Below are 15,167 nucleotides of genomic sequence, written 5' to 3'. Positions count from 1 at the left end.
GCTTGATCGTCGTACGGCTGTCAGCCATAGACGGTTTCGCCTTCGCCGGAGACCTTGTCAATCCGCTTCGCCAGGTACAGCGCCTCCAGCGCCAGCTCGACGGCCGCGGCCCGCTCACCGTCGGTCTGCGCGTCGAGCCGGGTGGCGATCGCGTCGATGACGGGCAGATCCGGCAGCGCGGCGAGAACGTCCTTGGCCGAGACCCGCTCACCCGTCGTCACCGGGGATCCCTCCTCGACCGCGGCGACCAGCGGTCCGACGTCGAGTCCACCGAGCAACCGCTGCGCGGTGTCGGCGGTGGCGCGGCGCAGCAGATGCTCGAGCACCGCCTGTTCACGGCCCTCCTCGCCGGATTCGAATTCGAGCTTGCCGCGCAGGACGTCGATGACCGTGCCGAGGTCGACCACGCGGGCAACCGGCTCCTGCTCGCCGAGGATCGTCGACCGGTGCCGGGCGGCCGCGGCGACGGTCTCGGCCGCGGCGATCGCGAACCGCGCGGAGACACCCGAACGCTGGTCCACCGACTGCGATTCGCGCAGGTTGCGCGCGAAGCGGGCGAGGATCTGCAGCAGGTATTCGGGCACCGACGCCGCGAGTTGCGCCTCCTGGGTGATGACGCCGACCTCGGCGTCGAGCCGCAACGGATAGTGCGTGCGGATCTCCGCGCCGAACCGGTCCTTGAGCGGGGTGATGATGCGGCCGCGGTTGGTGTAGTCCTCCGGGTTCGCGCTGGCGACGACGAGAACGTCCAGCGGCAGCCGCAGGGTGTAGCCGCGGACCTGGATGTCGCGCTCCTCCATCACGTTGAGCATCGACACCTGGATGCGCTCGGCGAGGTCGGGCAGCTCGTTGACGGCGACGATGCCGCGGTGCGCACGCGGGATCAGACCGTAGGCGATGGTCTCCGGATCGCCGAGGCTGCGGCCCTCGGCCACCTTGATCGGATCGATGTCGCCGACGAGGGCGGCGACGCTGGTGTCGGGGGTGGCGAGCTTTTCGGTGTAGCGCTCGCTGCGGTGCCGCCACGCCACCTTCAGGTCGTCACCCGAATCGGCGACCCGCCGGATCGACTCCGGGGTGATCGGGCTGTACGGGTGCTCGCCCAGTTCCGAACCCTCGATGACGGGCGTCCACTCGTCGAGCAGTCCGGTCAGTGCGCGCAGGAGCCGGGTCTTGCCCTGGCCGCGCTCACCGAGCAGCACGATGTCGTGTCCGGCGATCAGTGCCCGCTCGAGTTGCGGGATCACCGTGTCCTCGAAACCCAGGATTCCGGGCCACATGTCCCGGCCTTCGGCCAGTCCGGCCAGCAGATTCTCCTGGATTTCCTGTTTGACGCCCCGCTCGCGATGGCCGGAGGCGCGTAGCTCACCGACGGTCCGGGGCAGATCATGAGGTTGGGTCACCTCTCCACGCTACGACTGCGCGCCGGATGCGGCACCGCTTCCCCCGTGAGCGAACTATGACGGCCGGTAGTCTGCGCCCATGCCGTTGGAAACCGGTCAGGTCTTCGCGGGGTACACCATCGTTCGGCTGGTGGGCACCGGCGGCATGGGCGAGGTGTATCTCGCGCAGCATCCTCGACTGCCGCGGCAGGACGCGCTCAAGGTGCTGCCCGCCTCGTTCTCCGCCGACGACGAGTACCGGCACCGCTTCAGCCGCGAGGCCGATCTGGCCGCCGCGCTGTGGCATCCGCACATCGTCGGGGTGCACGACCGCGGGGAGTACGACGGCCGGCTGTGGATCTCGATGGATTTCGTCGACGGCCACGACGCCGCCCGGCTGCTCGTCGACCGGTTTCCGAACGGGATGCCCGCCGCCGACGTCGTCGAGATCGTCACCGCCGTCGCGGACGCACTGGACTACGCCCACCAACGGCAGCTGCTGCACCGCGATGTGAAGCCCGCCAACATCCTCATCACCGGTCCGGACCGGGCGCATCGGCGAATCCTGCTCGCCGACTTCGGCATCGCCCGCCACGCCGAGGACAACACCGGCCTGACGTCGTCGAACATCGCCGTCGGATCGATGAGCTACAGCGCGCCCGAGCAGTTGATGGGCCACCCCATCGACGGCCGGGCCGATCAGTACTCACTGGCCGCGACGGCCTACCGGTTGTTCACGGGCAGCCCGCCGTTCCCGCACAGCAACCCCGCGGTGATCATCAGCCACCACCTCAACACCCCGCCTCCGCGACTCGGGGACAGCCGCCCGGAACTGCGGGTGTTCGACGCGGCGATGGCCCGCGCACTGGCCAAGGATCCCGCGGCACGGTTCCACTCCTGCCACGATTTCGCCGTGGCCCTGGCTCAGGCGGCCGATGGTCCTACCGCGCCGCCGTCGTGGGGCGCGTCGCCGACGGGGCAGGCGGGTCCGCCACCGGGCGTCTCCTACCCGGGGCCCCCGATCTCGGCGCCGCCCGCCCAGCCTTCCGCCGGGCCCCCGGGCCCACCGGTGCTGGTCTCGCCGTGGATGCCCACCGGCGCACCGCATCCCGGCGCGCAGTACGGGCCTGCGCCGGGGCGGCCGCCGAAGCGCCGCCGCAGGGGCCTGCTCGCCGCGGGCGTCGCGCTCGCCGTCGTCGTGCTGGTCGCGGCGGTGGTCTCGGTGGTCGCGCTGAGCGGGTCCGACGACGCCGCGCCGAACCCCACCCCGACGACCACCACCGCGCGGCCCCCCGCGACGTCGGTGCGCGCCGACGGATCGGCCTACACGATCGCCGACTACATCCGCGACAACCGCATCGTCGAGGCGCCGATCCGCCGGGAGACACCCGACGCCCCGGTCGTCACGCTGCCGATCCCACCCGGCTGGTCCGACGCGGGGTCCCGCGCGCCGTCCTGGGCGTATTCGGCGATGGTGTTCGACGGGCTGCCCGCGAACGTCGACCCGCCGACGGTGATCTCGCTGATGTCCGAACTGTCCGGTGACGTCGATGCCGCCCGGATCCTCGAGTACGCCCCGAACGAACTGAGGACCCTGCCCGCCGCCAGGACGGGTGCGGCCACCCCCGTCACCCTCGCCGGATTCGGCGGGGTGCAGGTCGAGGGCACCTATGAACGCGACGGCCGCCCGCGGGCGACCTGGCAGAAGACCGTCGTCCTCGACACGGCCGACGGCCTGTTCATCCTGCAGGTCAACGGCGACGCGCCGGCGGCCGAGAGCCGGCTCATCACCGATGTGGGCGCGGTGGTCGACCGGCAGACCACGATCGCACCCTGACCGCTCGCGCCCGACAGTTGCGCCGGCGCGTTTGCCGGGCCAAGCTGCAGTTGTCGACGTCATCAACAGGTTGAGGTCGACCGTCAGCTCGAGGGGGTTCATGACGAGCGCAGTGCGCGAATGGTGGCGCCAACCCGACCACTATTACTGGCTCACCGCATTCCTCGCGGCGCGAGGCGCGCAGCGCGGGATCTGCCGGGTGGTGGCGGGGGCACTCGTCGGATTCGCCGTCGTCCTCCTGGTGTCGCTGGCCAGCCCGGCGGGCCCGACCGGCACGGGCGGACGCATCGCGACCGTGGTCATCTCGCTGGCCCTGGTCGGCATGGCGATCGGCTGGCTGCGGGAGGGCTGGCCCACCCAGCGTCAGTCGGCCGGGTTCGTGGTCGCGGCGGCCCTGGCGATCAGCGCGGGGTGTCTGGTCAAGAACGATCCGTTCAACGGCATGTTCGGCGCGGCGACGTTCGCGGTCCTCGCGGGGTACATCGCGTTCTTCCACACACCGCGGATGATGGCCTTCAACTTCGTCGTGGCGCTGCTCACCACAACCGTGCTCGCCCTCCGGGTCGCCCTCGACGGGGATCCGGCGCTGGCGATCTCGACGCTGGTCTTCCTGGTCATCGTCTACCTCGCCACCCCGTCGGTCTGCCATGCGCTGGTGCACCTGCTGGGTATCGACGTGCTGAACGCCGACATCGATCCGCTGACCGGGCTGTACAACCGCGACGCCTTCGACCGCGCCGCCGCGGCGTACATCAGCTCCCGCAACCGCGACGACGACCGCTTCTTCGTCCTCGTCGTCGTGGACCTGGACAACTTCGCCCTGCTGACCCAGGCCAAGGGCAGGCAGGCCGGCGAACGGGCCCGCGTCGCCGCCGCGCAGACCCTGCGCGAGACCACCCGGCAGAACGCGGTGATCGCCCATCTGCCCGAGACGGAATTCCTGATCGCCGACAGCTTCCCGACGACCGACAGCTCAGCGCTCGTCGAGCGGGTGCGCGGCGCGATCCGCACCACGCCGCCGCGGACGTCGGCGAGCATCGGGGTGGTCAGCACGCCGATGCAGGCGCTCGCCGAACGCCCGCCGGAGCAGGTGCTCGAGGAGTTGCTCGAGATCGCCCGCTCGGCCGTCGTCGTGGCCCGCCGCGCCGGGGGCAATCAGGCGCACCACATCGAATGTCCACCGCTGCGGGCACTCAAGGACGACGAACCGCCGCTGTAGCGGCGGGCGATCAGTGCGCGAAGTGCCGCGCGCCCGTGAGGTAGAGCGCGACACCGGCCTTGGCCGCCGCATCGGTCACCACGTCGTCGCGCATCGAGCCGCCGGGGTGCACGATCGCCTTCACGCCCGCGTCGGTGAGCGTTTCCAGCCCGTCGGGGAACGGGAAGAACGCATCCGAGGCGGCGACGGAGCCGCGCACCCGGTCACCGGCGCGCTGCACGGCCAGCCGCGCCGCGTCGACCCGGTTGACCTGCCCCATCCCGACGCCCACGGTGGCGCCGTCGGCGACCACGACGATGGCGTTCGACTTCACCGCCCGGCAGGTCCGCCAGGCGAACGCGAGGTTGGCCAGGGTGGCCGGGTCGGCCGGGTCGCCGGTCGCGAGTGTCCAGTTGACCGGATCGTCGCCCGCGGCGTCGAGCGCATCGCGCTGCTGCACCAGCAGGCCGCCGCTGATCTGTCGCAGTTCGGTTCCGGCGGTGGGAGGTTCGGACGCCACCAGGATGCGGATGTTCTTCTTGCGCGACAGGATCTCCACCGCGCCGGGCTCGTAGGCCGGGGCGATGATGACCTCGGTGAAGATCTCGGCGACGGTTTCGGCCATCTCGACGCTGACGGCGGTGTTCGTCGCGATCACCCCGCCGAACGCCGACAGCGGGTCGCACTCGTGGGCCTTGCGGTGCGCATCGGCCACCGACACCGACGAGATCGCGATACCGCACGGGTTGGCGTGCTTGATGATCGCGACGCAGATCTCCTCATGGTCGAATGCGGCGCGCCACGCCGCGTCGGCGTCGGTGTAGTTGTTGTACGACATCTCCTTGCCGTGCAACTGCTCGGCCTGCGCCAGCCCCGGCCACGCGGTGGCGTCGCGGTAGAGCGCCGCCTGCTGATGCGGGTTCTCGCCGTAGCGCAGCACGGCGGCGCGCCGCCAAGTGCCGCCCACCCACGCGGGCAGCTGCTGGGCGGGCTCCTCCGGCGCCAGCGTCGAACCCATCCATGACGCGACCGCCACGTCGTATTCGGCGGTGTGCCGAAACGCCAACGACGCCAAGATCTTTCGCTCGGCGAGCGTGAATCCGCCGGACCGCACCGCGGCCAGCACCCCGTCATAGCCGTTCGGTTCCACGACCACCGCCACGCTGGGGTGGTTCTTGGCGGCTGCGCGCACCATCGACGGGCCGCCGATGTCGATCTGCTCGACGCACTCGTCGACCGACGCGCCGGACTCGACGGTCTCGCTGAACGGGTAGAGGTTGACCACCACGAGGTCGAACGCTTCGACGCCGAGCTTCCTGAGCGCCGCGACGTGTTCGGGTTTGCGCAGATCGGCCAGCAGTCCGGCGTGCACGTGCGGGTGCAGGGTCTTGACGCGGCCGTCGAGCACCTCGGGGAAGCCGGTCACCTGCTCGACCGGGGTGACCGGGACCCCGGCGCCCGCGATCGTCTTCGCGGTCGAACCGGTGGACACGATGGCGACGCCGGCCTCGTGCAGCCCGCGGGCCAGTTCGGTCAGCCCGCTCTTGTCGTAGACGCTGATCAGTGCGCGCCGGATCGGCTTCTTCGTCCCGTCATCGCTCATCCTATGGTCGCCTTTCGTCCGGTCCAGGTCACGCCGCGCTGCGCCATCGCGGCCAGGACATCCACCAGCAGTCGTCGTTCGACCACTTTGATGCGCTCGTGCAGGGTCGCCTCGTCGTCACCGTCGCGCACCGCCACACTCTCCTGCGCGAGGATCGGGCCGGTGTCCATCCCGGCGTCGACCAGGTGCACGGTGCAGCCGGTCACCCGAACGCCGTAGGCGAGGGAGTCCGCGACGGCGTGCGCCCCGGGGAAGGCGGGCAGCAGGGCGGGGTGGGTGTTGACCACCCGGCCGGGGAAGCGGCCGAGGAATTGCGGCCCCAGGATCTTCATGAAGCCGGCGGACACCACGAGGTCGGGTTCGTGTTCGGCGGTCGCGGCGGTGATCGCGGCGTCCCACGCCCCGCGGTCGGGGTGGTCCCCCAACCGGACCGTGTAGGTGGGCACCTCGGCGTCGGTGGCGATGTCGAGTGCGGCGCATTTCCGGTCGGTCCCGACGGCGACGACGCGCGCCGGATAGTCGCCGACGGCGGACTCGAGCAGCGAGGCGAGCAGCGATCCGGTGCCCGAGGCGAGCACGACCAGCCGCGCAGGTGCGCTCGGAGGCACGCGAAGCGGTTGCTGCACGCGCAGCAGCCTAGTCGGCTCAGCGGCGCGGTTCGTCGTCGGTAGGGGCACGGCCGGTGGGGGCACCTCCGGCGCCGGCGTCGTCGGCGATGAAGTGCTCCTCGGGGTCGAACGCCGCCGCGGAGTCATCCGATGCGGGCGGTTCGGCATCCGGCAGGGGGTCTCCGGGGGTGTCAGTGGTCTCGGGGTCCGGGTCGAGGATCGGCCCGGTCTCGGCGTCGCCGAGGTCGCGCTCGGACGCCGGCTCCGGATCGGGATCGGGTGCGGGGTCGGCTACACGGACGCGCCGCGGCCGACGGACGATGCCGCCGGTCATCGCGACGGTCAGCCCGCCGATCACCGTGAACCACAGGAAAACCCCCGGTCCGAACGTGGTCTGGTCGACCCCGACGTGACCGAAGTTGCCGAGCCGCCCGCTGCCCGCGGCGCCGAGCAGCGCCATGGTCAGGGCGGCGAGGGCCGACGCGACGACGAGCTTCGCCGCGGCGACGTGGATCGGTGCGGGCCGGCGGGCGACCTGCTGACCGACGGCGACCGCGGAGGCGGCGCCGATGATCAGCAGCGCCACCCAGACCGGTCCCAACGGCGGTGTCGGCACCGCGGCCAGAATGGGCAGCGCCGGGACGTCCCCACCCAGCACGGTGAACGAACTGAACGTCGCCAGGCCGATGTGCGCGCTCGACCCGACCGCGACCGCGGCCGCGCCCACGACGACGTTGGGCAGGTACAGCAGCGACAGCACCGTCAGGCTGAACTGGCCGAAGACCGAATCGGTGATCGCGAACAGCTCGTGCATGGTCGACCAGTGCACGATCAGTGAGCCTGTGGTGACGACGCCGCACAGACCGGCGAGCGCCAGCACACCGGCCGCGGCCGCGCGGAACGCGTCGGGCAGCCAGTCGGGCAGCGGCGAGGTCTGCACCGTGCGGCGACCCACCTTCGACGCCACCCCGATCGCCGCGCCGATCAGGTGGACGGCCAGCACCCCGCCGAACGCGCGCAGCGCCGACGGGGTCTGCAGCTCGGTGAGCACCGAGGCGGCGTCATGGATGACGGCCAGTGCGATCGCCGCGATCAGCAGCGGCCCGCCGAGCGCGGAGGCGACCACCCAGCGGGTGACGAACCACGAGCCGTACGGCGACGTCGCCGCCGCGGTGGTGCGGGCGGTCCCCCACACCATCATCAGCACGGGCAGCAACGGCATCGCGCCGAGTTCCCGGCCGCCGATGGACACCGGTACCTGGTGCACGCCCAGCCACATGCTCGCGATGGCGCCGAAGGCACCCGTCATATCGCTGTTCGCGATGAGCAACTGCAACAGCGTCACCGCCGCGATGACGACGAGCGCCACGACGGACGGCCCGAACGCGACCCGCAACAGTTCGCGGGCCTGGCGGGTGCCGACCGGCCGGTTGTCCACTAACTGGGCCCCTCGCACAGGCTGGCGTGCGCGCTGTTCACGCACGCGCGGTCAGGTTACGAGGGGTTCTGGCCGGACTGCTGCTGCGTCGACGGCGGCTGCTGGCCTTGGCCGGAACCGCCGCCCTGCTGCTGCTGAGGCTGACCGTAGGTCGGGAAACCGGTGGGAGGGGTCGGCGGACCGCTCTGCTGTCCCGGGGTCTGGAAGCCGCCGGTCGACGGTCCCCCGCCGCCCGGGTAGCCGCCGCCGTACTGCGACGGGTAGCCCGGGCGCTGCTGCTGCGGCGCCTGCTGGTGCGAGCCGGTGAGGTGCTGCTGCGGCTGGTGCGCTCCGGAGTGCGGCTGACCGTAGTAGCCGCCGGGTCCACCGGGACCGCCGTACTGGCCGTACTGCTGCTGTTGCTGGTCGTACTTGGGCCGCGGTGCGGGCGGGGTGAGGACGCCGGTGTCGAAGAGCAGCGCCGCGACGGCCGCCCCGGCCTGCAGCAGCGACAGGATGATCAGTGCGTAGAGCGCCCAGCCGATCGAGGCCTCGGACGGCTTGTTGATCAGTTCGGCGATCACCAGCAGCAACGCCAGCACCGACAGCACGGCCGCGATCGCGACGTAGGTGCGCCCCTTCGACAACAGCGTCACCCCGGCCAGCAGGCCGGCGGCCAGCGCCGAGATCACCGCCAGCCCGATGCCGAGCGTCGAACCGCTGACGGTGCCGCCCTGGCCGAGGAAGTCCGAGGCGCTGACCTCGAAGATCGGCCCGAAGTTGCAGAGGTAGACGAGCAGGCCGAGGGCCGCGACCACCATGAGCAGGTAGGCGGGCAGCTTGTTCGGGCCTTCGCCGGAGGCAGGCGGCTCGGGCAGCTTGCCGAAGTGCTGCGTCGGCGCCGAGAACTGGGTGGTGGGCTGATTGGCCGGTGGATATCCGGGGCTACCGGGTGAGTAGGTCATGACCTCTCCTGTGCTGATCGGGCGTCTGACGTGGGCAACGCGTGCGCATGAACACGGACCACCTGAGCAATTCGCTCTCCCACGCTAGCGCACCCACGCTCGTACCCGGCGCACGACGGTGTCTAACCCCGCCGCCGCCGCCGCCTCACACGGCCGCGAGCGCCGGGCTGTCCGCCGAGGACGCTTCGGACGCCTCGATCTCACGCACCAGCGGCAGCACCCGCGCACCGAAGTACTCGACCTCCTCCTGGAAGTGCAGGAAGCCGCCGAGGATCAGGTCGACGCCGCGTTTGCGGTATGCCGCAATGCGTTCCGCGATCTGCTCGGGTGTGCCGATCAGCTGGGTGCGGAAGCCGTCGTTGTACTGGACCAGATCCTCGAACGACGAATCCGCCCACATCCCCTTCTTGTCGGCCGTCGAGTTCCCGGCCTGCTGCACGGCGTTGCGGAAACCCTCCACGGCCGGCTTGTTGGCCTTCTCGACGATCTCCTCGAGGACGTCCCTGGCCTCCCGCTCGGTGTCGCGGGCGATGATGAATCCGTTGAGCCCGACCTTGACCTCCCGGCCCGCGCCTGCTGAATTGCCGGCACCGCCGGCAGCCCGGGCGTGGTCGCGCACCTCGACGATCTGTTCGGTGATGCCGTCGAAGTCCTTGCCGTTGGAGAAGTACCAGTCCGCGTAGCGGCCGCCGTTGCGTCGCGCGGCGGTCGAGTTGCCGCCCTGGAAGAGTTCCGGGTTGGGCCGCTGGGGGGTGTTGACGGGTTTCGGCTTGAGGGTGAAGTCGTGAATCCGATAGAAGTCGCCCCGGAAGTCCACGTCGTCCTCGGTCCAGATCTTGCGCAGCACCTGCAGGAACTCGGCGCTGCGGCGGTAGCGCTCGTCGTGTTCGAGCCACGGCTCGCCGAGGTGGGTGAACTCGTCCTTGAACCAGCCGGAGACGACGTTGACGGCGAACCGGCCGTTGCTCAGCTGGTCGGCGGTGGCGCCGAGCTTGGCCAGGACCGCGGGGTGCCACAACCCGGGGTGGACGGCGGCGATGACCTTGAGCCGCTCGGTGGCCAGCAGCAGGGCCAGGCTGAAACTGGTCGACTCGTGCTGGAACTCGGCGCCGTAGCTGGCCTCGTACCGGACCTGGCTCAGCGCGTATTCGAAGCCGTTGTTCTCCGCTGTCTGCGCGAGTTTCCTGTTGTATTCGTAGTTCCAGTCGGTGCGCTGCTCGATGTCGCTGGTCACCAGGCCGCCACTGACGTTGGGCACCCAGTAGGCGAACTTGACGTGGTCGGCGATGCGTTCGGTGCTCATGGATACATGGCAGCAATCGCCCCATCCGTCGTCACGTATATGGATCGGCGCGATCCGAATGGCCCACTTTCGCGCTTGCCCTTCTTACTAGAACACGTTCTAATTCGTGCATGGACTTCGGGCTCGTACTCTTCACCAGCGACCGCGGCATCGCCCCGGCCACGGCCGCAAAATTGGCCGACGATCACGGCTTCCGCACCTTCTACGTGCCCGAGCACACCCACATCCCGATCAAGCGCGAGGCCGCCCACCCGACCACGGGCGACGAGACGCTGCCCGACGACCGATACATGCGCACGCTCGACCCGTGGGTGTCGCTCGGCACGGCGTGCGCGGTGACGTCGCGGGTGCGGTTGTCCACGGCGGTGGCGCTGCCGGTCGAACACGATCCGATCACGCTGGCGAAGTCGATCGCGACGCTCGATCATCTGTCGGGTGGCCGCGTCAGCCTCGGTGTCGGATTCGGTTGGAACACCGACGAACTCGCCGACCACAAGGTGCCGCCCGGCCGCCGGCGCACCATGCTGCGGGAGTATCTGGAGGCGATGCGGGCGCTGTGGACGCAGGAGGAGGCGTCCTACGAGGGCGAGTTCGTGAACTTCGGGCCCTCGTGGGCGTGGCCGAAGCCCGTGCAGTCCCACATCCCCGTGCTCGTCGGCGCGGCGGGCACGGAGAAGAACTTCAAGTGGATCGCGAAGTCCGCGGACGGCTGGATCACCACACCGCGCGACTTCGACATCGACGCCCCGGTGAAACTGCTGCAGGACACCTGGGCCGCGGCCGGTCGCGACGGCGCCCCGCAGATCGTCGCGCTGGACTTCAAGCCGGACCCCGACAAGCTGGCGCGCTGGCGGGAGCTCGGGGTGACCGAGGTGCTGTTCGGGCTGCCCGACAAGGGCGAGGCCGAGGTGGCGGCGTACGTCGAGCGGTTGGCGGGCAAGCTGTCGGCGCTGGTGTAGCTACGCCAACGTCGCGCGGTTCCTGTCGCCGTCGGCGCGCACCTCGATCGCCGCGCCGAGCGGATCGCCGTCGCTCATCAGCGCGACGAGGTCCTCGTCCTCGGTGATGGCCATGAACCGCGACCCGTCCTCGTCGAGGCGGCCGATGACGATGCCGGTGCGCACCGGCCAGTCGTAGCGCACCGTATACGTCTCGACGGTGCCGCGGCCGTCGACGTGACGGGCCACCGGCACCGTCGGCAGTGCGGCGATGTCGGCCTGCAACTCCTTGCTCCGGTCGGCGGCCCAGTCGGCGGGTTCGGTCGAGTACACGCCGACCGAATACTTGCTCATCACACCGCCGTTGGCGCCGACGAGCCCGAACGCACCCGGGGTGTCCCGCATCGCGACGACGGTCTCGGCGATCGCGTGCAGCGAGTAGCTGTTCCCCGGCCCGCCGAAGTACGGCAGCCCGCCGGTGAGTGTCAGACCGCGCGGATCGTCGGCGTCGAGCCCGAACTCGTCGCACACCGCGAACACCGGGAACGGAAAGCAGCTGTACAGGTCGAAGGTCGCCACGTCGTCGATGTCGATACCCGCCACCCGAAGCGCTTCGGCCACAGCCTGTTTCGCCGAGATGCTGACCCCGATGTGTTCGCGGTCCAACAACGCCTGTTCGGTCTGGTCGGCGTGCCCGCGCAGGTAGACCCACTTCTCCTCGGGCACCCCCAGCCGGCGGGCCGCCTCCACCGACATGACGATCGCGGCCGCGCCCTGGTTCACGGTGTCGCGGGCGACGAGCAGCCGCGGGTACGGATCGCAGATCATCCGGTTCTCGTCGGTGACCGTGACGATCTCGTCGACCGAGCGCTCAACCGGTGAGGACGAGTACGGGTTCTTCGCGGCCACCGCCGAGAAGGGGGCGAACAGTTCGGCCATCTCCCGCCGGTACCCCGAGACCCCGAGACCCCGGGCCGCGCGCCGCGCATTGTCGAGCAGCCCGTACTGGACGGGCGCGCCCGTCAGTCCGTGCGCGACGGTGTAGTCGCTCATGTACTGCTCGAACCCGTAACCGCGGTCCTCCAGCTGGCCGCCGACGTGTTCGGTGAAGTCCGGCTTGTCGAACTTCTCCCCCGTCGCTTCGCTCGCCCTGGCACGACTGGAGAAGTACTTCGCCGTCGAGCCGGGTTCCGAGCCGACGACGAGCGCCGCCTCGATCTCACCGGCCGCAATCGCCCCGGCGAACTCGGTCATCAGTTTCTGCGGGCCGTTGCCGCCGATCGGTTCGAGGACCGCCCGCGCCGGATCGGCGCCCACCCGTCGGGCCACCGAGCGCAGGTAGTTGTCCGAGGCGCCGAGCGGCGGGTCGGCGAACGGCGTGCAGATCTCGAACTGCCGCAGCCCGGCGAACACCTCGATCGCCCGCGCGACGGCGGCGGTGTCGGCGCCGGTGTCGGCCAGCGCCGCGCGGGTGGCCTCGGTGGCCAGGTCGACCGCCGACATGCCGCGGTAGCCGTCGTCGTCGATGCGTTCGGTAAACTGCCCGACCCCGACGATGACCGGCGTGCGCGGATCGACCATGACAAACCTCCTGGCAGGTGTTACTTCGGCAGGCTAATAGACGCAGTGCCCCCAGACGAAACTGCGGCCAGATCACGAACCCCGGAGGGAACGCGATCTGGCCGCAGTCTGGGCGTGAGTGGTTACTGGTTCTGCAGGATCTCGCGGGCGAGCTGCGCCGTCTCCGACGGGGTCTTGCCGACCTTCACACCGGCCGCCTCGAGCGCTTCCTTCTTCGCCGACGCGGTGCCCGACGAACCGGACACGATCGCACCGGCGTGGCCCATCGTCTTACCCTCGGGGGCGGTGAAACCCGCCACGTAGCCGACGACCGGCTTGGTGACGTTGTCCTTGATGTAGTCGGCCGCACGCTCCTCGGCGTCGCCGCCGATCTCGCCGATCATCACGATCACCTTGGTGTCGGGATCCTTCTCGAACGCCTCGATCGCGTCGATGTGCGTGGTGCCGATGACCGGGTCGCCGCCGATGCCGATCGCGGTGGAGAAGCCGAAGTCACGCAGCTCGTACATCATCTGGTAGGTCAGCGTGCCGGACTTCGACACCAGGCCCACCGGACCCGAGTCGGTGATGTTGGCGGGCGTGATGCCGGCCAGCGCCTCGCCGGGGGTGATGATGCCGGGGCAGTTGGGGCCGATGATGCGGGTCTTCTGCCCCTTCTCCACGTTGTAGGCCCACGCGTATGCGGTGTCCTGCACCGGGATGCCCTCGGTGATGACGACCAGCAGCGGGATCTCGGCGTCGATCGCCTCGATGATCGCGTCCTTGGCGAACTTCGGGGGCACGAAGACCACCGACACGTCGGCGCCGGTCTCCTTCATCGCCTCGCCGACGCTGCCGAAGACCGGCAACTCGACGTCCTTTCCGTCCTTGTCGACGTGGCTGACCGTCGTGCCCGCCTTACGCGAGTTGACGCCGCCGACCAGCTGGGTGCCCGCCTTGAGCATCAGCGCGGTGTGCTTGGTGCCCTCACCGCCGGTGATGCCCTGGACGATGACCTTGGAGTCCTTGTTCAGAAAGATCGACATGTGGCAGGTCCCTTACTTGTTCGCCAGCTCGGCGGCCTTGTCGGCGCCTTCGTCCATGGTCTGCGCGAGCACCACCAGCGGGTGGTTGGCGTCGGCGAGGATCTTGCGGCCCTCCTCGACGCGGTTGCCGTCGAGGCGCACCACGAGCGGCTTGTTGGCTTCCTCGCCGAGGATCTCGAGTGCCTTGACGATGCCGTTGGCGACCGCGTCGCACGCGGTGATGCCGCCGAAGACGTTGACGAACACGCTCTTGACCTGGCTGTCATTGAGGATGACGTCCAGCCCGTTGGCCATCACCTCGGCCGAGGCGCCGCCGCCGATGTCGAGGAAGTTGGCCGGCTTGACGTTGTCGTGCTTCTCACCGGCGTAAGCGACCACGTCGAGCGTCGACATGACCAGGCCCGCGCCGTTGCCGATGATGCCGACCTGCCCGTCGAGCTTGACGTAGTTGAGGTCGTTCTCCTTGGCCTTGAGCTCCAGCGGATCGGTGGCGTCGCGGTCCTCGAACTCGGCGTGCTCGGGGTGCCGGAAGTCGGCGTTGGCGTCGAGGGTGACCTTGCCGTCGAGCGCCAGGATCTGATCGTCGGGCGTGCGCACCAGCGGGTTCACCTCGACCAGGGTGGCGTCCTCACCGACGAACACCTCCCACAGCTTGGCGATGGTCACCGCGGCGGCGTCGAGCACCTCGGCGGGCAGGTGGCCCTTCTCGGCGATCTCGCGGGCGAAGGCCTCGTCGACACCCTTGGTGGCGTCGACGGGGATGCGGGCCAGGCGGTCGGGCTTGGTCGCGGCGACCTCTTCGATCTCCATGCCGCCCTCGACCGAGCACATGGCCAGGTAGGTGCGGTTGGCACGGTCGAGGAGGAAGGAGATGTAGTACTCCTCGGCGATGTCGCTGGCCTCGGCGACCAGCAGCTTCTTCACCACGTGGCCCTTGATGTCGAGGCCCAGGATGTTCTGCGCGTGGTTGAAGGCGTCGTCGGCGGTGGCGGCGTACTTCACGCCACCGGCCTTACCGCGGCCGCCGACCTTGACCTGGGCCTTGACCATCACGGGTTTGCCGATCTCCTCGGCGATCGCCTTGGCGTCTTCGGCGGTGTCGGTCACCCGGCCAGGCGTGGTCGGGACGTTGTGCTTGGCGAACAGCTCCTTCGCCTGGTACTCGAAAAGGTCCATGGACTCACTGTCTGTCTGCGTTGACGGTCACGATATTTCGGAAGGTTTGCACCCAGGGGGCTCGTGGGAACTGTATCCACACCGGCTGAGCCGGTCGTCACCGCCCACCGCTGATGTGGGAGATCTCACCGCGC

At 69.9% G+C, this 15,167-nt stretch carries 12 protein-coding genes; 3 read left to right on the top strand and 9 right to left on the bottom strand.

Annotation, left to right across the window (positions count from 1 at the left end; genetic code table 11):
* Positions 1-20 precede the first annotated feature (20 nt).
* On the bottom strand, positions 21-1,403 hold the full coding sequence (locus AU196_RS23940; protein WP_059097564.1) for a sigma 54-interacting transcriptional regulator: 1,383 nt from the start codon (positions 1,401-1,403) through the stop codon (positions 21-23).
* Between the two features lie 79 nt (positions 1,404-1,482).
* On the opposite strand from AU196_RS23940, the gene AU196_RS23935 reads away from it, so the two are divergent.
* Both AU196_RS23935 and AU196_RS23930 read left to right on the top strand, forming a co-directional pair.
* Entirely contained in the window at positions 1,483-3,219 is a 1,737-nt protein-coding gene (locus AU196_RS23935) for an LpqN/LpqT family lipoprotein (RefSeq protein WP_059097563.1), read from the top strand.
* 100 nt (positions 3,220-3,319) lie between these two features.
* On the top strand, positions 3,320-4,438 hold the full coding sequence (locus tag AU196_RS23930; protein WP_059097562.1) for a GGDEF domain-containing protein: 1,119 nt from the start codon (positions 3,320-3,322) through the stop codon (positions 4,436-4,438).
* 10 nt (positions 4,439-4,448) lie between these two features.
* On the opposite strand, the gene purH is transcribed toward AU196_RS23930, so the two are convergent.
* The 5 genes from purH to sfnG form a co-directional block, all read right to left on the bottom strand.
* Positions 4,449-6,020: a bifunctional phosphoribosylaminoimidazolecarboxamide formyltransferase/IMP cyclohydrolase gene (purH, locus tag AU196_RS23925; RefSeq protein ID WP_059097561.1), complete on the bottom strand. Its 1,572-nt coding sequence runs from the start codon at positions 6,018-6,020 to the stop codon at positions 4,449-4,451.
* A complete protein-coding gene (purN, locus tag AU196_RS23920) occupies positions 6,017-6,646 on the bottom strand; it encodes a phosphoribosylglycinamide formyltransferase (RefSeq protein WP_059097560.1) in 630 nt (209 codons plus the stop codon). Before purN ends, purH begins: the two co-directional genes overlap by 4 nt.
* Positions 6,647-6,665: 19 nt before the next feature.
* Positions 6,666-8,066, bottom strand: coding sequence for a cell division protein PerM (locus tag AU196_RS23915; protein ID WP_059097559.1), 1,401 nt, complete (start codon positions 8,064-8,066; stop codon positions 6,666-6,668).
* Positions 8,067-8,122: 56 nt separating this feature from the next.
* Positions 8,123-9,010, bottom strand: coding sequence for a DUF5336 domain-containing protein (locus AU196_RS23910; RefSeq protein ID WP_059097558.1), 888 nt, complete (start codon positions 9,008-9,010; stop codon positions 8,123-8,125).
* 145 nt (positions 9,011-9,155) lie between these two features.
* Complete coding sequence (gene sfnG, locus AU196_RS23905) at positions 9,156-10,313, bottom strand: dimethylsulfone monooxygenase SfnG (RefSeq protein WP_059097557.1); 1,158 nt, start codon at positions 10,311-10,313, stop codon at positions 9,156-9,158.
* A 110-nt stretch (positions 10,314-10,423) separates the two neighbouring features.
* Between sfnG and AU196_RS23900 the strand changes: the two genes are divergently transcribed.
* Complete coding sequence (locus AU196_RS23900; RefSeq protein WP_059097556.1) at positions 10,424-11,272, top strand: LLM class F420-dependent oxidoreductase; 849 nt, start codon at positions 10,424-10,426, stop codon at positions 11,270-11,272.
* On the opposite strand, the gene AU196_RS23895 is transcribed toward AU196_RS23900, so the two are convergent.
* The 3 genes from AU196_RS23895 to sucC all read right to left on the bottom strand — a co-directional run bounded on the left by AU196_RS23895 (position 11,273) and on the right by sucC (position 15,033).
* Positions 11,273-12,832, bottom strand: coding sequence for an acetyl-CoA acetyltransferase (locus AU196_RS23895; protein ID WP_059097555.1), 1,560 nt, complete (start codon positions 12,830-12,832; stop codon positions 11,273-11,275).
* A gap of 122 nt (positions 12,833-12,954) precedes the next feature.
* Complete coding sequence (gene sucD, locus AU196_RS23890; protein WP_059097554.1) at positions 12,955-13,857, bottom strand: succinate--CoA ligase subunit alpha; 903 nt, start codon at positions 13,855-13,857, stop codon at positions 12,955-12,957.
* Positions 13,858-13,869: 12 nt separating this feature from the next.
* Positions 13,870-15,033 (bottom strand): ADP-forming succinate--CoA ligase subunit beta, encoded by a 1,164-nt coding sequence (sucC, locus tag AU196_RS23885; protein WP_059097553.1) that lies wholly within the window; start codon positions 15,031-15,033, stop codon positions 13,870-13,872.
* Between the last annotated feature and the right edge of the window lie 134 nt (positions 15,034-15,167).

It is taken from the genome of Mycobacterium sp. IS-1742, from assembly GCF_001500125.1.
Lineage (GTDB): Bacteria > Actinomycetota > Actinomycetes > Mycobacteriales > Mycobacteriaceae > Mycobacterium.
The sequence above is the reverse complement of the archived record's forward strand: the minus strand, read 5'-3'. Positions and strand labels throughout refer to the sequence as shown.